Here is a 21,962-nt window from a genome sequence, read left to right on the forward strand (position 1 = left end):
GATTGATGAAAAGTAAATAACTACGCCTATTATACACGTAACCCGCACCACGCGCGGTAAAAAAGCCGTATCGGGCGGATTATTGCGCTTTGAAAGCGTGTAAGCGGTTTGTCGCTTTGGTTAGGCCATCCTGCAGCCAGATTTCGGTGCAGCGCACCGCTTCGTCAACCGCTTCGTCAATCAGTTTCTGCTCAGAAACCGGTGGCTTACCCAGTACGAAACCGACAACTTTGTTTTTATCGCCCGGATGGCCGATTCCCACGCGCAAACGGTGGAAATTGGGATTATTGCCCAGCTTGCTGATAATGTCTTTCAGACCATTGTGACCGCCATGACCACCGCCCAGTTTGAATTTTGCCACACCGGGGGGCAGGTCCAGCTCATCGTGGGCCACCAGAATTTCATCCGGGTTAATGCGATAAAACGTCGCCATGGCTGCAACAGCTTTGCCGCTCAGGTTCATAAAGGTGGTGGGCACCAGCAGACGGACATCTGCGCCAGCAAGATTGATACGTGAGGTATACCCGTAGAATTTTGGTTCTTCACGCAGGGGAGCACGCAACCGTTCGGCCAGCAGATCAACATACCAGGCGCCGGCATTGTGGCGGGTCGCCGCGTACTCTGCGCCAGGGTTCGCGAGGCCGACAATCAGTTTAATCGTCACGATTCAATTCCTAATGGGTTCCAGATCTGGCGCGTAGTTTACTGTCTGACGCGCCGCTTGACAAAATTCTGCTGCCCGAACCGCGAGATATGAATAATTACTTATCTGAACAATTAGAATTTCAAGCTGTTCAATGTCTTATTTGTAAACTTTTGTCTGGGAGTTATCTGTAAATGTGATCATTCACGCAACTCATAAAAGAGCCGTTGTCTATACTTTACACACAAGGATCAGGGGCTTTTCCCCTTACAACCCAAAGTTCCGGAGGTGACATATGAAACGCAAAAACGCTTCGATACTCGGTAATGTGCTGATGGGGTTGGGACTGTTTGTGATGGTCGCTGGCGTGGGTTATTCAATTTTAAACCAATTGCCGCAGCTTGACCTTCCGCAATACTTTGCGCATGGCGCGGTATTGAGTATCTTCCTTGGTGCAGTGCTATGGCTTGCCGGTGCGCGCGTGAGTGGTCATGAAGAAGTCTGCGATAAATACTGGTGGGTGCGCCATTACGATAAGCGCTGCCGCAGGGACCAGCACAAACACAGCTAACGTGCTACGACGAAAGAACACCGAAACGGCTCCTCATGGAGTCGTTTTTTTTTGCATGAAAGGTTGACCCTCACGTAACGTAAGGCTTCAGAGTGGTGCCACTGGCAAAGTAAAAGGAGCCGTTATGTTGATTCAGGTGGGTGAACTCGCGAAACGTGCCGGGATCACCGTGCGAACATTGCATCACTATGAGCAAACAGGGTTGTTACTGCCTTCTGCCAGAAGTGCGGCAGGTTACCGGCTGTATAATCTGGCGGATGTGCAACGTCTGCATATGATTCAGGTGCTGGCAAAAGCCGGGCTGGAACTTGCTGAAATCAGGGATTTTCTGAAACAGGAGTCGCTGTCGTTAACCGAATTAATCGATGCGCAAATCAGTTTGCTGGATAAGCAACTTCGCAGCATGCTGACACTGCGCGAGAGGCTGGTGGAATTGCGTACCGGGCTTACCGACGATGCGGCACCCAATCTGGAATCCTGGCTACAGACTCTGGAGTTAATGAATATGTACGAACGCTGGTTTAGCAAAGAGGAATTACAGCAGTTGCCGTTTGCCGTACAGAAGGAGGCACTTGCGGATATCTGGTCAGGTCTGGTTGCTGAGGCAAATAACCTGCTGAAGCATAATATCGACGTTTCGGATCCCCGTGCCAGGGATCTGGCGACGCGCTGGATGTCACGCCTGGAGCAGGATACGGCAGGTAAGCCGGAATTTCTCACCCGGCTGAACGAGATGCACAGCGTCGAGCCGCAGATGCGTGAGCAGACGGGTATTACGGCGGAAATGACTGACTATATTACGCGGGCGTTTGCCGAATCGAAGCTTGCCATCTGGGAAAAGTATCTCTCTGCAGAAGAGATGGCCTTTACCCGCGCGCACTATTTTGATCGCATGATGGAGTGGCCGCCACTGGTAGCGAAATTGCATCAGGCGCAGCGGGAAAACCTTGACCCGTCTTCCGGTGAGGCGCAAATGCTCGCTGAACACTGGCGGATATTGTTCCAGTCATACGCGGGAACGAATCCTGAAACCCAGCAAAAGTTTCGCGTTGCCATGCAGCAGGAGGCGCATCTGATGAAAGGAACATGGATGACGCCTGCCGTGCTTGCATGGCTCCAGCAGGCGATAGCCGTGATGATGCAGAGACGTTTCTCTGCATCAGGGCATTCACAGATCCGCTAACGCGGCTTCACGGTTGGGATAAAAGGCCAGGCGGCCAGGGATCGGCTGCACGCCAGCGCGCGCCATGGTGCGCAGCGGCTGGAATTCGAGATTACTCACCCGCAGTTCGCAGCCTTCCGGCAGACGCGAAACGAAGCGCTGAAAGGCATCCAGACCACCCGCATCCAGCACCGGCACGGCATCCCATTTCAGCACCACAATGCGTTTGCCCACGATACGGGTTTCCAGTTCGCTGAACAGACCTTCCGCAGCAGCAAAGAACAACGGGCCAATCACACGCAGCACCAGCACATCGTCAGGTACCTCTACGTTAACCGGGGAAAGGCGCGTCATCTGCGCTATACGGCGCATAAACAGCAGGGAGGCCAGCACGATCCCGACGCTGATGGCGATAACCATATCGAACAGCACGGTCAGCGACATACACATCAGCATCACGATGATGTCGTCTTTCGGTGCGCGACGCAGCAGATTGACCACCTTATGTGCTTCGCTCATGTTCCACGCCACCATCAGCAGCAGGGCCGCCATGGCTGAAAGCGGCAGCCAGGAGAGCAGCGGGGCGAGGACCAGCAGGGCGAGGATCACCAGCACGGAGTGGATAATTGCTGATACCGGCGACGTAGCCCCGGCACGTACGTTTGCCGCAGAGCGGGCGATGGCTGCTGTTGCCGTAATACCGCCAAAGAACGGGGCGATGATGTTGCCCAGACCCTGCCCAACCAGTTCGCTGTTGGCTTTATGCTTGGTGCCGGTCATGCCGTCCAGCACGACGGCACAGAGCAGGGATTCAATGGCCCCCAGCATCGCCATTGAGAAGGCCGCGGGCAGAAGGGCGCGCAGGGAGTCCCAGCTTAAGGTGAAGCTGGAACCCGGCATATCCCATGGCAGTACCAGTTGCGGTAGCAGTTGAGGAATACCGCTTCCCTGTGAACCGTCAGCCAGAACATAGTGGAACTGAGATCCAATGGTCGCGACGTGCCCACCAAAGAGATTAACGATGGCCATCACCGCACAGCCCAGCAGCAGGGCGGGCAGGTGGCCAGGCAGACGAATGCCTAAACGAGGCCAGATAATCAGCGTGCCCAGGGTAACAATCCCGATGGCGGCATCGCCGGGGTTGGCGGTGGGGAGCGCCATAAACAGCGCCCCAACTTTTTGCAGGTAATGTTCAGGGACGTGGGCTATCTGCAGGCCGAGGAAGTCCTTGATCTGCATTGTCCCAATGGTAATGCCAATCCCGGAGGTGAACCCCAGCGTCACGGAAAGGGGGATGTATTCAATCAGCCGGCCAAAACGGGCCAGACCAAACAGGATCAAAAAGACGCCGGACATCAGGGTGGCGACCAGCAGGCCTGCCAGGCCAAACTGCTGAGAAACGGGATAGAGGATCACCACAAATGCGGCTGTCGGGCCGGAAACGCTGAAGCGAGACCCGCCCGTTAGCGCAATCACAATCCCGGCGACGGCCGCCGTGTAAAGCCCATACTGCGGTGCTACGCCGCTGCCAATCGCCAGTGCCATGGCGAGCGGAATGGCGATAATCCCGACGGTGATACCGGCAATAAGGTCACGCATAAAACGTGAAGCGGTGTATTTCTCTTTCCAGCAAGCGTCGATGAGGGCGCGAAAGGGAAGAACATGTGAGGAGGTTACGTGTTTCACAATTATCTCTCATCCGTGTGCGCATCATCTGTCATATGAATGGCAGGTGAAGGAGGCATTGATCATACAAATAAATATCAGAGACAAAAAAACCCGCCGCAGCGGGTTTTTCGGCCGTGTTCGATTAGTGTTCGAACATTGCTGAGATAGATTCTTCGTTGCTGATACGACGAATCGCTTCGGCCAGCATCCCGGACAGGGTCAAGGTGCGCACGTTTGGCAGCGCTTTGATCTCGTCACTCAGTGGGATGGTATCGCACACCACTACTTCGTCGATAACGGAGTTGCGGAGGTTGTTTACTGCATTGCCGGAGAAGATCGGGTGAGTCGCGTAGGCGAATACGCGCTTGGCACCACGCTCTTTCAGCGCTTCTGCTGCTTTACACAGCGTACCGCCGGTATCGATCATGTCGTCAACCAACACGCAGTCACGGCCAGCAACGTCACCGATGATGTGCATCACCTGAGAAACGTTAGCGCGTGGACGGCGTTTGTCGATGATTGCCATGTCGGTATCGTTCAGCAGCTTAGCGATAGCACGAGCACGTACCACGCCGCCGATGTCCGGAGAAACCACGATTGGGTTATCCAGATTCAGCTGCAGCATGTCTTCCAGCAGGATTGGGCTACCGAATACGTTATCAACCGGAACGTCGAAGAAGCCCTGGATCTGTTCTGCATGCAGGTCAACGGTCAGAACACGGTCAACGCCAACGCTGGAGAGGAAATCAGCGACAACTTTGGCAGTGATTGGCACACGCGCGGAACGGACACGACGGTCCTGACGAGCATAGCCGAAGTAAGGAATAACAGCAGTGATACGGCCTGCTGAAGCGCGACGCAGGGCGTCGACCATAACAACCAGTTCCATCAGGTTGTCATTTGTTGGAGCACAGGTGGACTGGATGATGAAAATATCACCACCGCGTACATTTTCATTGATTTGTACGCTGACTTCGCCGTCGCTAAAGCGACCTACAGCGGCGTCGCCGAGGGAAGTGTACAGGCGGTTGGCAATACGTTGTGCTAGTTCCGGGGTGGCGTTACCAGCAAAAAGCTTCATATCAGGCACGAGAAGAACCTCAGGCATGCGTCCAGTGGTGGATAGCGTTCGCCGCAAACTGTGCGGGCCAGGCGAAATGCTATCCAGGCGGTGTATTAAAGAGCGCGATGCAACGTCTGGAACAGGGTGACGTTGTCACCGAAACTCAGTCTGCGCCAGAATGGCTTGCTGTAGGGGGGAGGTGTTCATCCCACGTGCTACAAAACCATGCAGCCAAACCGGCGCTTGCTCAAGCACCTGACGAGCGGCGGATTCGGTGTCAAATTCAGCAAAGACACAGGCCCCTGTGCCAGTCAGGCGCGACGGCGCGTATTCTAACAGCCAGGAAAGCACCGCATCAACCTCGCGAAAACGTTTTCTTGCGATAACCTCGCAATCGTTGCTGAATTCACAATTTAATAACGTTTCTATTGACCGCACCGGGGTATTCCGTGGCAGGTCAGGATCGTTGAAGATGACCGGGGTCGGAATGCTGACGCCCGGGTGGGCCACCAGGTACCATTTTTCCGGCGGCTCGACCGGGGAAAGTATTTCGCCCACCCCTTCAGCAAACGCCGCATGACCGCGCACGAAGACCGGGACATCCGCCCCCAGCGTTAAGCCTAACGCTGCCAGCTCATCCTGAGATAATCTGCAGCCCCAGAGGTGATTCAGGGCAACCAACACGGTGGCGGCATTTGATGAGCCACCGCCCAGTCCACCGCCCATCGGCAGACGCTTCTCAATACGGATATCCGCGCCGCTTCCTGCCGGCAGACGACCGGTGTCCGACGCCGTTTTCATCAGCAGACGTGCAGCGCGCACGATCAGGTTATCTTCATGCGCCACGCCATCAACCGGCGTCAGCAGGCAAACCTCGCCGTCCTGACGCGGGCCAATCGCGATCGTGTCGCCGTAATCAAGGAACTGAAACAGCGTCTGCAGGGTATGGTACCCGTCAGCACGCTGTCCGGTGATGTATAAAAACAGGTTCAGTTTTGCCGGAGAAGGCCAGTGGGTCATCATTTAACGATCCATTTGTCCATTTTCAGCTTGATGCGCTGGCTGCCCTGGGTCAGTTCCATGTTGGATGGCAGGGAAGGCCTGGTGTTGCTGTCATAGGCGCTGTACACCACTTTCCAGGTTTTGCCGTTCTGGGTGTAGTTCACCTGGCTCAGACGGTACTGGTCGTCAAGCTGGTAGTCGGTCGCGTCACCCGGCAGGCCCAGGATCCACTGGCGCAGGCTGTTCAGCGGAATAGGCATTCCGGTCAGCTTGCCGATCATCTCTTCGGCGTCGGTGGCGGTATAGTGCTTGCCTTTGTTATCGGTGATCTGCGCTTCACCCGGTTTGGCAATAAGCTCCAGTTCGGTGCTGCCCAGCGGGTTTAACAGCAGCAGGCGATAGTTGTCCTGCCCGGTTTGCTGCCAGAAGAAACGCGCATACACTTTTTGTTCATCAGAGAGATAAGCGAAGGCACCACGGGTCTGGTACTGGCTCAAATTGCGGACGTCCTGCTGGTGCTGACGCCACTGCGGTGAATCAGGGCTTTTGCCCGGGCCTTTAGGTTGGGTGACGGTACATGCGGTCAGAACCAGTGCCGCCAGGGGCAGCAGGCGAATCAGTCGGGTCATAATGAGGACAAATCCTTGAGATACGTTGCAGTTATAACTGTTAATGCTAGCGTCGAAGGGTGCCACCGTCTACGTTCAAATTATCTCAAAGCATTGTATAAGCTATTACTCCGAAAGGGGGCAGTCTCTTTTATTGATCTCGCGCATCCTGTATGATGCGTTCTGCTAACCTTATTAACGCTGGTACTACTCCCGCTCAACATGACCCTATTAGCACTCGGTATTAACCACAAAACAGCCCCGGTTTCGCTGCGAGAACGCGTCACGTTTTCGCCGGATACGCTTGACCTGGCGCTGGACAGCCTGCTTGCACAGCCGATGGTGCAGGGTGGCGTGGTGCTCTCGACGTGCAACCGTACTGAACTCTACCTAAGCGTTGAAGAGCAGGACAACCTGCATGAAGCGCTGATCCGCTGGTTATGTGATTACCACAACCTCAACGAAGAAGAGCTGCGTAATAGCCTGTACTGGCATCAGGATAACGATGCAGTCAGCCATCTGATGCGTGTGGCCAGCGGCCTGGACTCGCTGGTGCTCGGCGAGCCGCAAATTCTCGGTCAGGTGAAAAAGGCGTTTGCCGATTCGCAAAAAGGGCATCTGAAAGCCAGTGAACTGGAGCGTATGTTCCAGAAGTCATTCTCTGTGGCGAAGCGTGTGCGAACCGAAACCGACATTGGTGCCAGTGCGGTTTCTGTTGCTTTCGCGGCCTGTACCCTGGCCCGTCAAATCTTTGAATCCCTGTCGACCGTCACTGTGATGCTGGTCGGGGCGGGCGAAACCATCGAACTTGTGGCGCGCCATCTGCGTGAACACAAAGTCAAAAAGATGATTATCGCTAACCGTACCCGCGAACGTGCACAGGTGCTGGCGGACGAGGTGGGTGCCGAGGTGGTTGCGCTGAGCGACATCGATGAGCGCCTGAAAGAGGCAGATATTATCATCAGCTCTACCGCCAGCCCGCTGCCGATTATCGGTAAAGGGATGGTCGAGCGAGCGCTGAAATCCCGCCGTAATCAACCGATGCTGCTGGTGGATATTGCCGTCCCGCGCGATGTCGAACCGGAAGTCGGTAAACTGGCGAACGCCTACCTTTACAGCGTGGACGACCTGCAAAGCATCATTTCGCATAACCTTGCCCAGCGTAAAGCGGCGGCGGTTCAGGCGGAAACCATTGTAGAGCAGGAAACGAGTGAGTTTATGGCCTGGCTGCGCGCGCAAAGCGTCAGCGAGACTATCCGTGAGTACCGCGGTCAGGCGGAGCAGGTGCGTGATGACCTGACCGCCAAAGCGCTGGCCGCCCTTCAGCAGGGCGGCGACGCAGAAGCCATTATGCAGGATCTGGCCTGGAAACTGACCAACCGCCTTATCCATGCACCAACCAAATCTCTTCAGCAGGCTGCCCGTGACGGGGATGATGAACGCCTGACTATTCTGCGCAACAGCCTCGGGCTGGAATAGCGCCCTATACCCATTTTCTATTACAAGGTGCATTTACGCCTATGAAGCCTTCTATCGTCGCTAAACTGGAAGCTCTGCACGAGCGCCATGAAGAAGTACAGGCGCTGCTCGGCGATGCCGGGACCATTGCTGACCAGGAACGTTTTCGCGCGCTCTCGCGTGAATACGCGCAGTTGAGTGATGTATCAAAATGCTTTACCGACTGGCGACAGGTCCAGGAAGATATTGAAACCGCGCAGATGATGCTCGACGACCCTGAAATGCGCGAGATGGCGCAGGAAGAGTTGCTGGATGCAAAAGCGCGTGCTGAAGAGATGGAGCAACAGTTGCAGGTGCTTCTGCTGCCAAAAGATCCGGACGATGAGCGTAACGCCTTTGTCGAAGTCCGCGCCGGGACCGGCGGTGACGAAGCGGCACTGTTTGCCGGCGATCTGTTCCGTATGTACAGCCGCTACGCCGAAGCGCGTCGCTGGCGCGTTGAGATCATGAGCGCCAACGACGGTGAACATGGCGGCTACAAAGAGGTTATCGCTAAAATCAGCGGTGACGGCGTGTACGGTCGTCTGAAGTTTGAATCCGGCGGTCATCGCGTGCAGCGCGTACCTGCCACCGAATCTCAGGGGCGAATTCACACTTCTGCCTGTACGGTTGCGGTGATGCCAGAGTTGCCTGAAGCAGAATTGCCGGACATCAACCCGGCGGACCTGCGTATCGATACCTTCCGCTCCTCCGGGGCAGGGGGTCAGCACGTTAACACCACCGATTCCGCTATCCGTATTACTCACCTGCCAACCGGCATCGTGGTGGAGTGCCAGGACGAACGTTCACAGCACAAGAACAAAGCCAAAGCCTTATCCGTGCTGGGCGCGCGTATCCACGCGGCTGAAATGGCAAAACGTCAGCAGGCGGAAGCCTCCACGCGTCGTAACCTGCTGGGCAGCGGCGATCGCAGCGACCGTAACCGTACCTATAACTTCCCGCAGGGCCGTGTTACCGACCACCGCATCAACCTGACCCTGTACCGTCTGGACGAAGTGATGGAAGGAAAGCTGGATATGCTGATTGAGCCTATCGTGCAGGAATACCAGGCCGACCAGCTGGCAGCACTGTCCGAGCAGGAATAATGGAGTTTCAGCACTGGTTACGGCAGGCCGCCAGTGAGCTTTCCGCGAGCGAAAGCCCTAAACGTGACGCCGAAATTTTGCTTGAGTTTGTGACGGGGAAAGCCCGCACTTACCTGCTGGCTTTCGGCGAGACCCAGCTGAGCGCTGAGCAGGAAGGGCAGCTCGCTACGCTGCTTGCCCGACGCAAAACCGGTGAGCCGGTGGCGCATCTGGTCGGGGAGCGTGAGTTCTGGTCACTGCCGTTGTACGTCTCCCCAGCGACCCTGATCCCACGTCCGGACACCGAGTGTCTGGTGGAGCAGGCACTGTCGCGTTTACCCGCACAAGCCTGCCGAATTCTCGATCTTGGAACCGGCACTGGCGCAATTGCCCTGGCGCTGGCCAGCGAGCGTCCGGACTGCGAGGTGACGGCGGTTGACGTGATGCCCGATGCGGTAGCGCTGGCGCAGCGTAACGTGGCGCGTCTGGGCTTCCCGAACGTCACCGTTCTGCAAAGCAGCTGGTTTAGCGCGCTGGATAACCGCACGTTCGGGATGATTGTCAGCAACCCTCCCTATATCGACGAGCATGACCCGCACCTGACGCAAGGGGACGTGCGTTTTGAACCGCTGACGGCGCTGGTATCTGCCAACGAAGGGCTGGCGGATATTGTGCATATTGTGACAACGTCACGACAGCATTTGCACCCCGGCGGCTGGCTGCTGGTCGAGCACGGCTGGACGCAAGGGGACGCGGTGCGTGACGTGTTCATCGCTGCAGGTTATCGTGCGGTGGAGACCTGCCGCGACTATGGCGGCAACGACCGTCTGACGCTGGGACAATGGGCATGAGTCTGTTTACCGTGCTGATCACGGCCCACCTGATAGCCGTTGCCCTGACCATCAGCTTTTTCATCGTCCGTTACTGGTGGCGTTACAGCAATAATCCGCTGATTGACGCCCGCTGGGTGCGTATTGCGCCGCACTGTATTGACACGGTGCTGTTTCTCTCAGGGGCCGGATTAATGTGGAAGACCGGCTATCTGCCATTTACTGATAAAGGCGCATGGCTGACTGAAAAGCTGTTTGGCGTTATCATCTACATCGTTTTGGGTTTTATCGCGCTTGGGCGTCGTCGTCCGCGCAGCCAGCAGGCCGGTTTTATCGCCTTTCTGCTGGGGCTGGTGGTGCTGTACATCATCATTAAACTCGCCACCACAAGAATACCGTTACTGGGGTAAGTCATGAGGTCCTTAGCCGATTTCGAATTTAATAAAGTGCCGCTTTGCGATGGCATGATCCTGATTTCGGAGATGATCCGCGACGATTTTACGTCGCAGTACGTCTACGAAGAGCTGGAGAATCTGGTCAGCCTGGCGCGTGAAGAGATCAATCAGGCGCGCCCGCAGGACTGGCAATTAGAGAAGCTGCTTGAGCTTTTCTACGGCGAATGGGGTTTCTGCGACACGCGTGGCGTGTATCGTCTGTCTGACGCACTATGGCTGGATCAGGTCTTGAAAAATCGTCAGGGCAGCGCGGTTGCGCTGGGTTCCATTTTGCTGTGGGTCGCGCATCGTCTGGATATTCCACTGGTGCCGGTCATTTTCCCGACGCAGATGATCCTGCGAGCGGAGTGGCTGGACGGTGAGATGTGGCTCATTAATCCGTTTAACGGCGATACGCTGGATGAGCATACGCTGGACGTCTGGTTAAAAGGCAATATTAGCCCGGTTGCCGAGCTCTTTAATGAAGATCTCGACGAGGCGGATAACGCTGAGGTGATCCGTAAACTGCTGGATACGCTGAAATCTGCGCTGATGGAAGAGCGTCAGATGGAGCTGGCATTACGTGCCAGTGAAGTGCTGCTGCAGTTTAATCCGGAAGATCCGTACGAAATCCGCGATCGCGGGCTGATTTATGCCCAGCTTGATTGCGAGCATGTGGCGCTGAACGATTTGAATTATTTCGTTGAGCAATGCCCGGAAGACCCTATTAGCGAAATGATTCGTGCGCAGATCAACGCGATCTCGCACAAACAAATTACACTGCATTAATCTTAATTCCGATTCACACCTGAATAAGGCGATCCTATGAAACAAAAAGTGGTTAGCATTGGTGATATCAACGTGGCAAACGACCTGCCGTTCGTGCTGTTTGGCGGTATGAACGTGCTGGAATCCCGTGATCTCGCGATGCGTATCTGCGAGCACTACGTGACCGTGACCCAGAAACTGGGTATCCCGTACGTGTTTAAGGCCTCTTTTGACAAAGCCAACCGTTCCTCCATTCACTCTTACCGTGGCCCGGGCCTGGAAGAGGGGATGAAAATTTTCCAGGAACTGAAACAGACTTTTGGCGTGAAAGTGATCACCGACGTGCACGAAGCTTCTCAGGCGCAGCCTGTTGCGGACGTTGTCGACGTTATCCAGCTGCCGGCGTTCCTGGCGCGTCAGACGGACCTCGTGGAAGCGATGGCGAAAACTGGCGCAGTCATCAACGTGAAGAAACCTCAGTTCGTGAGCCCTGGCCAGATGGGTAACATCGTCGATAAATTTATCGAAGGCGGCAACGACAAAGTGATCCTGTGTGACCGTGGCGCAAACTTCGGTTATGACAACCTGGTCGTTGATATGCTCGGCTTCAGCGTGATGAAGAACGTGTCCAACCAGTCTCCGGTTATCTTCGATGTGACCCATGCGCTGCAGTGCCGCGACCCGTTTGGTGCAGCTTCTGGCGGCCGCCGTGCGCAGGTCACCGAGCTGGCGCGCGCCGGTATGGCGACTGGCCTGGCCGGTCTGTTCATTGAAGCGCACCCGGACCCGGACAACGCGAAGTGCGACGGCCCGTCCGCATTGCCGCTGGCTAAACTGGAGCCGTTCCTGAAACAGATCAAGGCGATTGACGATCTGGTGAAGAGTTTCGACGAGCTGGATACCAGCCACTAATAAAAAAACCCGCTTCGGCGGGTTTTTTTTGGTTATTCCTCTTCCGATGGAAGAGGTGTCGGGTGTGGCCTCAGAGCCTCACCGAACAACGCTTAGGCAAATATCGTCATCAGATAGGCCACAAACAGCGCCATGTGCGCCGCGCCGTTCAGCACGTTGGTGCGCCCGGTCGAGAAGGATATCTGACACAGCAGCAGTGAAGCCACCATCACAATCATCTCTGGCGCACCCAGCGCGAACTGCAACTCGTTACCGGTCATAAAGGCAATCAGCGTCACTACCGGCACGGTGAGTGAGATTGTCGCCAGGACCGAGCCAAAGAACAGATTCATTGCGCGTTGCACCTGATTGTTCAGCACCGCCCTCAACGCCCCCAGACCCTCAGGCGACAGGATAAGTAGCGCCACCAGGAAACCGGTAAACGCGACCGGGGCATTCAGCTCGGTTAACAGCGTCTCCAGCGGGTTGGCGTTCATTTTGGTCACGGCGATAACCGCAATCAGATGTACGATCAGCCAAACCGTATGCCACGCGCTGCTGTGAGCCGACGGCTTACCGTGATGCGGGTCGTCGCCATCATCTTCATGTTCATAGACGAACAGGCTCTGGTGCGTTTTGGTCTGAATCAGCAGGAATACACCGTACATGGCTGCGGAAATCAGCGCAACCAGCAGCGCCTGACCGGTTGAGAAATTGGCCCCCGGCAATGCCATCGGGAAGACCAGCACAATAATTGCCAGCGGGAAAAGGGCAATCAGATACTGTTTTATGCCGAACAGATTCATGTACTGGGTCGCAAATTTGCGGCCGCCCAGTAACAGTGAAAAGCCCACCAGACCACCTGTCACAATCATAATGATGGAGTAGAGGGTGTCACGCATCAGGGTCGGTGCGGCGTCACCGGTCGCCATCAGCGCGGAAATCAGACTGACTTCGAGGATAACCACCGAAAGGCTGAGAATTAGCGAGCCGTAAGGCTCACCCAGGCGATGGGCTAATACGTCCGCATGGCGAACAACGCTAAAGGCGCTGGTTAAGATACCCACCAGAGCAAGAATATTGATACCAACTACCACTGGCAGTGACTGACTGCTTCCCCAGAAGAGCAGCACAGCCAGTGCCAGGACCGGGAAAATGAGTGATGTCTCCTTGTGGCGGGTCTTCACCGCCTCGTGTGCTGCTGTCATGTGCTTCTCCATCAATGCAGGTGCTTGTAATTATAGATAGAATTTTCGGTCATTAAATTAACAGATCTCTGTTAAATACCCTTGATTTTTTACTCAATTTTACTGTTTGTAATTTTTTGGCTGTGTGGGGTCGATAATATGGTGTGTTCTATAATTAATCCTTTAATAACATAATATTAAAATTATCATTTACGCATAATTCTTAATTTACTGGCACCCTGCCGTATCGTCGTCCACACTTACCTCTTTAACCAAAAGAGGGGTTAGCGATGCCATATAAAACGAAACGCGAATTACCAGACAGCGTGCAACACGTATTGCCCGCGCACGCGCAGGATATCTACAAAGAGGCCTTTAACAGCGCCTGGGATCAATACAAAGATAAAGAAGATCGACGTGATGATGCCAGCCGTGAAGAGACCGCGCACAAAGTCGCCTGGGCCGCAGTAAAACATGAATATGAGAAAGGAGACGACGATAAATGGCATAAAAAGAAATAGCCGTGAAATCATTCGCTGCCTTCGTTTTGACTTTTCAGGCGGTTGAACTTCCGTTGTATTGCAACTGGCCCGTGAATTGCTTATCGTTACTCAACTGCTGGCAAAATGACCAGCACACAATGCCGGGAAGGCGGATTACAGATGTCGCAAGGAAGCATGCAGTGGCGGAGGTGGAAAGTGTTAACGCGTGATTTCTTAATGAAGGCAGATTGTAAGACGGCATTTGGTGCTATTGAGGAATCGCTTCTCTGGTCAGCTGAACAACGTGCGGCGTCGCTCGCTGCCACGCTGGCGTGCCGCCCGGATGATGGCCCGGTATGGATTTTTGGCTACGGTTCGCTGATGTGGAACCCGGCTCTCGAATTTGTCGAATCGGCAACAGGTACACTTCCTGGCTGGCATCGCGCATTTTGTTTGCGCCTGACGGCCGGTCGAGGTAGCGCGTGTCAGCCTGGACGCATGCTTGCACTAAAAGAAGGCGGACGCACCACGGGGGTGGCCTACCGTCTGCCGGATGCAACGCTGGAAGACGAACTGACGCTGCTGTGGAAGCGCGAGATGATCACCGGCTGCTATATGCCGAGCTGGTGCAAGCTGGAACTCGATGACGGACGTACCGTTAACGCGCTGGTGTTTATTATGGATCCGCGCCATCCGCTGTATGAAGCGGATACCCGCACGCAGGTTATTGCCCCGTTGATCGCTGCCGCCAGTGGACCGCTGGGCACCAACGCGCAGTATCTCTTTTCGCTCGACCAGGAGCTGACGCGCCTCGGCATGAAGGACGATTGTCTGAATGAGCTGGTGGTGAAAGTGAAAGCGCTGCTGGAAGGGAACCCGCTGAATAATACGCTGCGTCCCGGTTTTGCCTGAGAATGCGCCCGGCTGCGTGAGCTGACCGGGCGTTTGTCTCTTATGCAGCAACGTAGCTTACGGAATGCTCCAGTGACTGGCTATGGCTGTCAATCAGGACATCCCACGTGCCGGTGTACGGCACGGTAAGCCATGCCTTGTCATCCTGCACGGTCAGGATATCCGCCTGCGAGTGTTGTTGTGCTTTCGAACTCATCAAATGAATGCGGCAGCGCTCAGAACACCGCACCACGACCGTATCCCCGCCAAACAATTTCAAACTTGTTTTTACCAGTGCCATTTTTTACCCCGTAGTCTTAAACAACGCTCTCCCTGCTGCCATATCCGAGCGTGATATTGTTCACAATTCACTCATGGCATAACACCAAAGGGGGAGGGTGAGGATGCTGACTTTGATCAAAAAATGGCGTAACGATTAAACAAAAATGACAAAATTCCTGAAAATTTACTCTGGCGCGCGTTTTGCCCGGTGAACGCGCGCCACCCTAACATTAAATGCGGAAATGCCCGGCAGTTTCAGCAAGGTCGCCCGCCTGGCTCTGCAGCGCGCCGGCTGCAGCGGCAGATTGCACCACCAGTTCGGCGTTCTGCTGAACCATTCTGTCCAGATGGGTCACCGCATGGTTAATCTCCTGGATGCCTTTCATCTGCTCGCTGGTGGCGATGGAGATTTCACGCATGATGCCCGACACGCTACCGATGCTGGAGCGGATTTCGTTCATGCTTTCCCCGGCCAGATGAACGTAGCGGGAGCCGGTGGCCACGCTGTTGGTGGTGGAATCGATAAGCGTTTTAATCTCTTTCGCCGCCTGCGCGCTGCGGCTGGCCAGATTACGCACCTCGCCGGCCACCACGGCAAACCCACGGCCTTGCTCTCCGGCGCGTGCGGCTTCCACCGAGGCGTTCAGCGCCAGGATATTGGTCTGGAAGGCAATCCCGTCAATCACGCTGGTGATGTCGCCAATCTTCGCGGAAGCCACTTCAATGGACTGCATGGTGTTGATGGCCTGCGATACCACCTCGCCGCCGCGAGCCGCCGCCGCAGAGGCCTTACTCGCCTGGTCATTGGCTTCAGCCGCAGACTCGTTCGACTGGGTTACCGACGCGGTGATCTCTTCTACGGCGCTGGCCGTTTCGCGAAGGCTGGAGGCGGCCTGCTCGGTACGCCCTGAGAGGTCCTGGTTACCTGCCGCAATTTCCCGCGCGGCGTTTTTCACCGATGCGCTGGCATCCCGCAGTTGTACCATCACCACCGAGAGCTTGTCGCTGAAGGCGTTAAACGCCTGCGCTATCTGCGCCACTTCGTCATCGCCGCTGTCCGGCAGGCGTTGCGACAGATCGTTAGTGCCGTTCGCAATGTTATGCATCGCATCGCGAATGTCAGACAGGCGCTTCAGCAGACGCGCAATCAGGAAGTGAACAATGGCGCCGCTGAGTAAGGCCAGGATCACCAGCGAGATGGCCGAGGCTTTCAGCAGCGAGCGCATTCCGGAGGTGGCATCGCCTGTGTCCAGGGCAACAACCAGCATCCAGTTCGTACCCGGCACGGCGGTTGCCACGAAGGTTTTTTCGGCGCCATTGAAGGTCCCGTTTACCGGGTTTCCGCTTTTCAGCGCCGCAAAGTCGATGCCTTTGAGGGTTTCGGCGAACGGTTTAAGCGTCAGGGCAGGGTCGCTGGCGGCAATGACGGTGCCATCGCTATTCAGCAGCAGCCCGCTGCTTGCCGGGGTTGGGTGGATCCCGCGCACGTTAGCAACCACGCTGTCCATCGCCACATCGCCAGCCACCACGGCTTTCAGGGTACCGTTTTCTTTCACCGGCACGGCAAACGTCACCACCAGTTTTCCGCTACCGGCGTCAACGTAAGGCGCGGTCACGACCGGGCTATCCTGGCTTACGACCTGCTGATACCAGGGACGGATCGTGGGGTCATAATCTGCCGGTACGCCCGCTGGTTCAGAGAATTTCGCCGTTTTGCTGGCATAGCCAACATAGACGTTAGTGAACCCACCCGCCTGGGCAAGCTGTTTAAAGACCGGAACCGGATCGTCGCTGAGCGCAACGGTTTGTGCGGAGGCAATAACCGTCATTTTGCTCTTCACCCAGTCCGCAATCGCCATGTTATGGCTGGCGCTGGTGCTGGTCAGGATGTCGCGCTGTGACTGCTGGTTATCCTGGCGTGTGACCTGAAAATTGATGACAGTATTAAGAAGAAGGGCGACGACCAGACAACCTGTCGTCGCGGCAATGATGCGTGCACGAATGGATCTGAACATAAGTGAAATACCTGCTGTGTTGTTTCCATGCCTATCGGCAACCCTGCAGGTAAACTTGATGCTGAAACCGCGTCCATAAGAAAATAATATTTTTACGGGTTTATTATTAAAAAGTTAATACTTTATCGGCGCGCAGAGTCCACTCGGCCAGTTCAACGAGCGTGCCGATTTCCACACCTTCAATCAGCGGCAACCCGGTGATGCCGCGCCCGTCGGTGCAGGTCTTGCACAGTTTGACCGGAACGTTTTGCGCGGTCAGGATCTCCAGCATCTGCTGGATGTTGTAACCTTCTGCCGGTTTTTGTCCCTTCAGCCCGGCGGTGACCGCATCCGACATTAAAAAGAGCCGTAACTCCAGTTCACTCTCTTTATCACGTAGCGCGATCGCCAGACGCAGGCTGTTAAAAAGGGATTCGCTGCCGTAAGCCGCACCGTTGGCGACGATAACAATCTTTTGCATGTTGACTCCTGTTCTTTTAAAGGCACGAATATTGCTTAGCTATCCAGGGTTTCGCTGTCCGGGAGAGTAAGCATGACATTAATGGCTGGCATTTCGCCAGGTGCGACCGAATGGCTCCAGCGTGCAAGGTCGATGCGCCGGGAGCAACTGAGCAGGCTGGCACAGCTTGGCGTGCTGGTTAACGCCATCAGCCTGCTGGTGCATATGCTGCAGTGCGAGCGTGGAGCCTCTAACGTCTGGCTCTGCTCACAGGGTAAGCTGTACGCTGCCGAATGCAAAGCGAGCCGGGCGCTGGTGAATGAAAACCTCACTGCGCTTTATGACGTTCTGGATAATCACTCCCCGTTCCAGGGCAGCGGCGTGTGCGAACGTATAGCCGGCGCGCTGCTCAGTCTGGATAACCTGTCAGCCCTTCGTGACGGTGTTATTCAGCAAACCATTACGGCCCCGCAGGCGATGGATCACTATTGTCGCATCCTGCGTCATCTGCTCAGTATCGTACCGCAGCTTAATGACAGCATTGACGATCCGCAAATCGCAGGCCGTTTTGTCGCGCTTTATAGCCTGATGCAGGGTAAAGAGCTGGCGGGACAAGAGCGGGCGCTGGGCGCCATTGGCTTCACGCAGGGCTATTTTGACGATGGCATTCGTCAGCGGCTGGTGGACCGGATTGACGGACAGCAGGCCTGCTTCGAGATTTTCATGACCCACAGCACGGCGGATGTGCAAACCACCTTTTCCCAGAATTGCCAGCCTGACCGTGAGACGGAGCAACTGAGGCGCCTGGCCTGTACCCGCCAGCCAGCCGCTGACAATGGCCATACCGCGCTGGCCTGGTTTGCTCTGCAAACGGCACGCCTTGAGCATCTGCGTACCCTGGAGGAGATGGTTATCGCCGATCTGATGATCGCGGTGGACGAGCGTATCCATCGACAGGAGGAGTACACGCTCCCGGCTGAGGAACAGGACGATCCGCTGGCCTCTTACCCCGATAAGCCCTTGTTAACCCTGGTTCGCCAGCAGGCGCGCGAGATAGAACAGCTTTCCCGTCAGCTTGCGTCACTGCGCGATACGCTCGAAGAGCGCAAAACCATCGATAAAGCGAAAAGCGTACTGATGACCCATCAAAAGATGAGTGAGGAACAGGCATGGACGGCGCTGCGTAAAATGGCGATGGACAAAAACCAGCGCATGGTGGATATCGCCCGTGCGCTGCTCACCGTGAAGAGCTTGTGGCAGGTAACCCCTAAGGAGTAGGTGCACAATCAGTGGGCATTTAGTGCCTGATTGAGGTGCGCGGTCGTGGGGAATTTCCGGTAAACGCCCGGAAAACAGGGCAGTAAAACCTGGCATTCTCTTTGCATTATCTGATTAACCATTTTTGACGGTGCGCCAACGGCGGTGCATCTGTCTTCGGGATAAAGGCGTCCAGCGGTGCTTCGGCACGGGTGGGCGCTTTTTTTTGTCTTTTTTTCAGGAGTGGTCATGGCGGATTTGTCGAGACGGCGGTTTTTACAGGCCAGCATGCTGGCGAGCGGCGCCATGTTGTTACCGGGTGTCATGCAGGCCGCGTGGGCGGCAGGCTCGGATAAACCGGAGCAGGAGACGGTGCGCATCGGGTTTATACCGTTAACCGACTGCGCGCCGGTGGTTATCGCGGCGCTGAAGGGGTTTGATAAAAAATATGGCATCACCATCGTGCCAACCAAAGAGGCAAGCTGGGCAGCCGTGCGCGATAAGCTGGTGGCAGGCGAACTGGGCGCCGCCCACATTCTTTACGGCCTGCTGTACGGGCTGGAGCTGGGGCTTGCCGGTAAGCCACAGCAGATGGCAAACCTGATGACCCTGAACCAGAACGGTCAGGCCATCACGCTCTCCAGCGATCTGGCAGAGAAGGGCGTTCGCGATCTTGACGGGCTGAAAACGCTGATTGGGCAGCAGGCACCCGGCACTTACACCTTCGCACACACTTTCCCGACCGGTACGCATGCGATGTGGCTGTACTACTGGCTGGCCAGCGCGGGCATTAATCCGTTCGATGACGTCCGGACCGTGGTTGTGCCGCCGCCGCAAATGGTGATGAACATGCGGATTGGCAACATGGTCGGCTTTTGCGTTGGTGAGCCGTGGAATGCGCGCGCCATTAACGACCGCATCGGGTTTACCGCCGCAACGTCCCAGTCGATCTGGGCCGATCATCCGGAAAAAATTCTTGGCACACGTCGCGACTGGGTGGAGAAAAACCCGAACACCGCGCGGGCGCTGGTGAGTGCGGTACTGGAAGCCGCACGCTGGATCGATGCATCACCAGACAACAAACGTGAGACCGCCCAAATCCTCGCTCGCCGGGCGTGGCTGAACACCAAAGAGCAGTATCTCACCGGACGGATGCTGGGAGAGTACGACAACGGGCTTGGCCAGCGCTGGCAGGATGTGCATCCGATCCGTTTCTTCAACGAGGGTGCCGTCAGCTATCCGTACCTCTCCGACGGGATGTGGTTTTTAACCCAGTTCCGCCGCTGGGGCTTGCTCAAATCGGCGCCGGATTATGCCGCCATCGCGCAGCGCATTAACCAGACCTCGGTCTGGCAGGATGCCGCCACGGCGGTGGGAGGCATATCCACCCCGTCATCACCGTATCGCAGCAGCACCCTGATGGACGGTACCGTCTGGAACGGTACCGATCCGGACGGTTACGCCAACCGCTTCGCTATTCACCGTAAAGGGGCCTGATTATGCAGCATCTGCACAGCACGAAATCGAAAGACGAGACGCCGGCGAGCGGGGAAGTGATTACCCTCCCTCCGGTGCAGGTTCGCCGCCGCGCACCGACGTTCACGCGACGGATGAATGACCTTCTGCAGCGCGTGATCCCGGCGCTGCTGGGACTCGGGTTACTGGTGTTGCTCTGGCAACTGGCCGCGATCAACAGCAAAGGGTTCCCGACGCCGCTCAGCACGCTGGATTCCGCATTAACGCTCTTCGCTGACCCGTTTTACCGCGACGGGCCAAACGATATGGGTATCGGCTGGAACGTGCTCGCTTCGCTGCAGCGCGTGGCGGTGGGCTTTGGTCTGGCGGCGCTCGCGGGGATCCCGCTCGGTTTCTTGATCGGTCGCTTCACCTTTTGTTCGCGCATGTTCAGCCCGTTGATTGCACTGTTACGCCCGGTCAGTCCTTTAGCCTGGCTGCCTATCGGCCTGCTGCTGTTCCAGAAAGCGGAACCCGCCTCCAGCTGGACCATTTTTATCTGTTCAATATGGCCAATGGTGATTAACACCGCCGAAGGGGTACGTCGTATTCCGCAGGATTACCTCAACGTTGCCCGCGTGCTGCAGCTCTCCGAGTGGACCATCATGCGGCGGATCCTCTTCCCGGCCGTGCTGCCCGCGGTGCTGACCGGGGTTCGCCTCTCTATTGGCATCGCCTGGCTGGTCATTGTCGCCGCCGAGATGCTCACCGGTGGGCTGGGGATCGGCTTCTGGATCTGGAATGAGTGGAACAACCTCAACGTCGAAAACATTCTCATCGCCATCGTCATCATTGGCGTGGTCGGGTTGCTGCTGGAGCAGGGGCTGATGCTGATCGCCCGTCGCTTTAGCTGGCAGGAAAAATAAGGAGCGAAGATGAAACCATTAATTCAGGTCCAGGCCGTGAGCCAGCGTTTTTCTACCGCCAGCGGCGAGTTTCTGGCGCTGCAGAACGTCTCTTTTGATATTCACGAAGGCGAAACCGTGAGCCTGATTGGCCACTCCGGGTGCGGCAAATCGACGTTGCTGAACCTGATTGCCGGGATCACCCTGCCGACCGAAGGTGGGCTGATTTGCGATAACCGCGAAATCGCCGGGCCAGGACCAGAGCGTGCGGTGGTGTTTCAGAACCATTCTCTGCTGCCGTGGCTCACCTGCTTCGACAACGTTGCGCTGGCGGTGGATCAGGTCTTTCGCCGCACCATGAGCAAGGCGGAGCGCAAGGAGTGGATTGAACACAACCTCGATCGCGTCCAGATGGGGCATGCCCTGCATAAACGGCCTTCGGAAATCTCCGGCGGCATGAAACAGCGCGTTGGCATTGCCCGTGCGCTGGCGATGAAGCCGAAGGTCCTGCTGATGGATGAACCGTTTGGCGCGCTGGATGCGCTCACGCGCGCGCATCTGCAGGACTCGGTGATGCAAATCCAGCAGGCGCTGAACACCACCATCGTGCTTATCACCCACGATGTGGACGAGGCTGTGCTGCTTTCTGACCGGGTACTGATGATGACTAACGGCCCGGCGGCCACCGTCGGCGAGGTGCTGCACGTTGACCTGCCTCGCCCGCGCAATCGGGTTCAACTGGCGGACGATAGCCGCTATCACCATATGCGCCAGCAGATCCTCCATTTCCTCTATGAAAAACAGCCTAAAGCGGCGTAACGGAGGCG

The 21,962-nt window shown here is 56.1% G+C and carries 23 protein-coding genes; 14 read left to right on the plus strand and 9 right to left on the minus strand.

Annotated features, from left to right (window positions below; genetic code table 11):
* Window positions 1-79: 79 nt before the first annotated feature.
* On the minus strand, window positions 80-664 hold the full coding sequence (gene pth, locus ACMVME_RS09730) for an aminoacyl-tRNA hydrolase (protein WP_006175913.1): 585 nt from the start codon (window positions 662-664) through the stop codon (window positions 80-82).
* Between the two features lie 274 nt (window positions 665-938).
* Between pth and ychH the strand changes: the two genes are divergently transcribed.
* Complete coding sequence (gene ychH / locus ACMVME_RS09735; RefSeq protein WP_014170506.1) at window positions 939-1,214, plus strand: stress-induced protein YchH; 276 nt, start codon at window positions 939-941, stop codon at window positions 1,212-1,214.
* A gap of 124 nt (window positions 1,215-1,338) precedes the next feature.
* The gene (locus tag ACMVME_RS09740; protein WP_414743417.1) at window positions 1,339-2,397 is read left to right on the plus strand and encodes a MerR family transcriptional regulator; all 1,059 of its coding nucleotides are present in this window, start codon (window positions 1,339-1,341) and stop codon (window positions 2,395-2,397) included.
* Here ACMVME_RS09740 and dauA read toward each other — a convergent pair.
* The 4 genes from dauA to lolB all read right to left on the minus strand — a co-directional run bounded on the left by dauA (window position 2,383) and on the right by lolB (window position 6,738).
* On the minus strand, window positions 2,383-4,062 hold the full coding sequence (dauA, locus tag ACMVME_RS09745) for a C4-dicarboxylic acid transporter DauA (protein ID WP_414743418.1): 1,680 nt from the start codon (window positions 4,060-4,062) through the stop codon (window positions 2,383-2,385). The two genes, ACMVME_RS09740 and dauA, sit on opposite strands and share 15 nt — an antisense overlap.
* 124 nt (window positions 4,063-4,186) lie before the next feature.
* Entirely contained in the window at window positions 4,187-5,134 is a 948-nt protein-coding gene (gene prs / locus ACMVME_RS09750; RefSeq protein WP_003856663.1) for a ribose-phosphate diphosphokinase, read from the minus strand.
* Window positions 5,135-5,260: 126 nt separating this feature from the next.
* On the minus strand, window positions 5,261-6,130 hold the full coding sequence (gene ispE, locus ACMVME_RS09755; RefSeq protein WP_014170502.1) for a 4-(cytidine 5'-diphospho)-2-C-methyl-D-erythritol kinase: 870 nt from the start codon (window positions 6,128-6,130) through the stop codon (window positions 5,261-5,263).
* Entirely contained in the window at window positions 6,127-6,738 is a 612-nt protein-coding gene (gene lolB / locus ACMVME_RS09760; protein ID WP_414743419.1) for a lipoprotein insertase outer membrane protein LolB, read from the minus strand. The genes ispE and lolB overlap by 4 nt, the downstream gene beginning before the upstream one ends.
* A gap of 201 nt (window positions 6,739-6,939) precedes the next feature.
* Here lolB and hemA point away from each other — a divergent pair, with 201 nt between their 5' ends.
* The 6 genes from hemA to kdsA are packed head-to-tail and all read left to right on the plus strand — an operon-like array spanning window position 6,940 to window position 12,243.
* Window positions 6,940-8,196: a glutamyl-tRNA reductase gene (gene hemA, locus ACMVME_RS09765; RefSeq protein ID WP_014170500.1), complete on the plus strand. Its 1,257-nt coding sequence runs from the start codon at window positions 6,940-6,942 to the stop codon at window positions 8,194-8,196.
* A gap of 41 nt (window positions 8,197-8,237) precedes the next feature.
* A complete protein-coding gene (prfA, locus tag ACMVME_RS09770) occupies window positions 8,238-9,320 on the plus strand; it encodes a peptide chain release factor 1 (protein ID WP_020882346.1) in 1,083 nt (360 codons plus the stop codon).
* Window positions 9,320-10,150 carry a peptide chain release factor N(5)-glutamine methyltransferase gene (gene prmC / locus ACMVME_RS09775; protein WP_068794707.1) on the plus strand — a complete coding sequence of 277 codons (831 nt, stop codon included), beginning with the start codon at window positions 9,320-9,322 and terminating at the stop codon, window positions 10,148-10,150. The genes prfA and prmC overlap by 1 nt, the downstream gene beginning before the upstream one ends.
* Entirely contained in the window at window positions 10,147-10,539 is a 393-nt protein-coding gene (gene sirB2 / locus ACMVME_RS09780) for an invasion regulator SirB2 (protein WP_063214294.1), read from the plus strand. The genes prmC and sirB2 overlap by 4 nt, the downstream gene beginning before the upstream one ends.
* 3 nt (window positions 10,540-10,542) lie before the next feature.
* A complete protein-coding gene (gene sirB1, locus ACMVME_RS09785; protein WP_014170496.1) occupies window positions 10,543-11,352 on the plus strand; it encodes an invasion regulator SirB1 in 810 nt (269 codons plus the stop codon).
* A 36-nt stretch (window positions 11,353-11,388) separates the two neighbouring features.
* Complete coding sequence (kdsA, locus tag ACMVME_RS09790) at window positions 11,389-12,243, plus strand: 3-deoxy-8-phosphooctulonate synthase (protein ID WP_014170494.1); 855 nt, start codon at window positions 11,389-11,391, stop codon at window positions 12,241-12,243.
* 92 nt (window positions 12,244-12,335) lie between these two features.
* Here kdsA and chaA read toward each other — a convergent pair whose 3' ends face one another.
* Window positions 12,336-13,430, minus strand: coding sequence for a sodium-potassium/proton antiporter ChaA (chaA, locus tag ACMVME_RS09795; RefSeq protein ID WP_020882349.1), 1,095 nt, complete (start codon window positions 13,428-13,430; stop codon window positions 12,336-12,338).
* 269 nt (window positions 13,431-13,699) lie between these two features.
* Here chaA and chaB point away from each other — a divergent pair, with 269 nt between their 5' ends.
* Together chaB and ACMVME_RS09805 are read left to right on the plus strand one after the other, a co-directional pair.
* The gene (gene chaB, locus ACMVME_RS09800; RefSeq protein WP_032680829.1) at window positions 13,700-13,930 is read left to right on the plus strand and encodes a putative cation transport regulator ChaB; all 231 of its coding nucleotides are present in this window, start codon (window positions 13,700-13,702) and stop codon (window positions 13,928-13,930) included.
* Between the two features lie 177 nt (window positions 13,931-14,107).
* Complete coding sequence (locus ACMVME_RS09805; protein ID WP_020882351.1) at window positions 14,108-14,803, plus strand: gamma-glutamylcyclotransferase; 696 nt, start codon at window positions 14,108-14,110, stop codon at window positions 14,801-14,803.
* A gap of 40 nt (window positions 14,804-14,843) precedes the next feature.
* Here the strand turns inward: ACMVME_RS09805 and ACMVME_RS09810 are convergent, their stop codons facing one another.
* The 3 genes from ACMVME_RS09810 to ACMVME_RS09820 all read right to left on the minus strand — a co-directional run bounded on the left by ACMVME_RS09810 (window position 14,844) and on the right by ACMVME_RS09820 (window position 17,539).
* A complete protein-coding gene (locus ACMVME_RS09810) occupies window positions 14,844-15,083 on the minus strand; it encodes a DUF1883 domain-containing protein (protein WP_014170489.1) in 240 nt (79 codons plus the stop codon).
* A gap of 211 nt (window positions 15,084-15,294) precedes the next feature.
* On the minus strand, window positions 15,295-17,079 hold the full coding sequence (locus ACMVME_RS09815; protein WP_044867054.1) for a methyl-accepting chemotaxis protein: 1,785 nt from the start codon (window positions 17,077-17,079) through the stop codon (window positions 15,295-15,297).
* A gap of 106 nt (window positions 17,080-17,185) precedes the next feature.
* Complete coding sequence (locus tag ACMVME_RS09820; protein WP_020882353.1) at window positions 17,186-17,539, minus strand: DsrE/DsrF/TusD sulfur relay family protein; 354 nt, start codon at window positions 17,537-17,539, stop codon at window positions 17,186-17,188.
* Between the two features lie 72 nt (window positions 17,540-17,611).
* Between ACMVME_RS09820 and nasR the strand changes: the two genes are divergently transcribed.
* From nasR to ACMVME_RS09840, 4 genes are all read left to right on the plus strand, one after another.
* Window positions 17,612-18,796, plus strand: a complete 1,185-nt coding sequence (gene nasR / locus ACMVME_RS09825) for a nitrate regulatory protein NasR (RefSeq protein ID WP_050736927.1) — start codon at window positions 17,612-17,614, stop codon at window positions 18,794-18,796.
* Window positions 18,797-19,024: 228 nt separating this feature from the next.
* Window positions 19,025-20,272: a CmpA/NrtA family ABC transporter substrate-binding protein gene (locus ACMVME_RS09830; RefSeq protein WP_068794706.1), complete on the plus strand. Its 1,248-nt coding sequence runs from the start codon at window positions 19,025-19,027 to the stop codon at window positions 20,270-20,272.
* Between the two features lie 2 nt (window positions 20,273-20,274).
* Entirely contained in the window at window positions 20,275-21,156 is an 882-nt protein-coding gene (ntrB, locus tag ACMVME_RS09835) for a nitrate ABC transporter permease (protein WP_014170482.1), read from the plus strand.
* Window positions 21,157-21,165: 9 nt separating this feature from the next.
* Window positions 21,166-21,954, plus strand: a complete 789-nt coding sequence (locus ACMVME_RS09840) for an ABC transporter ATP-binding protein (RefSeq protein ID WP_014170481.1) — start codon at window positions 21,166-21,168, stop codon at window positions 21,952-21,954.
* The last annotated feature ends 8 nt before the right edge of the window (window positions 21,955-21,962 follow it).

The sequence above is a fragment of the Enterobacter cloacae complex sp. 2024EL-00711 genome, assembly GCF_047529885.1.
GTDB lineage: Bacteria > Pseudomonadota > Gammaproteobacteria > Enterobacterales > Enterobacteriaceae > Enterobacter > Enterobacter ludwigii.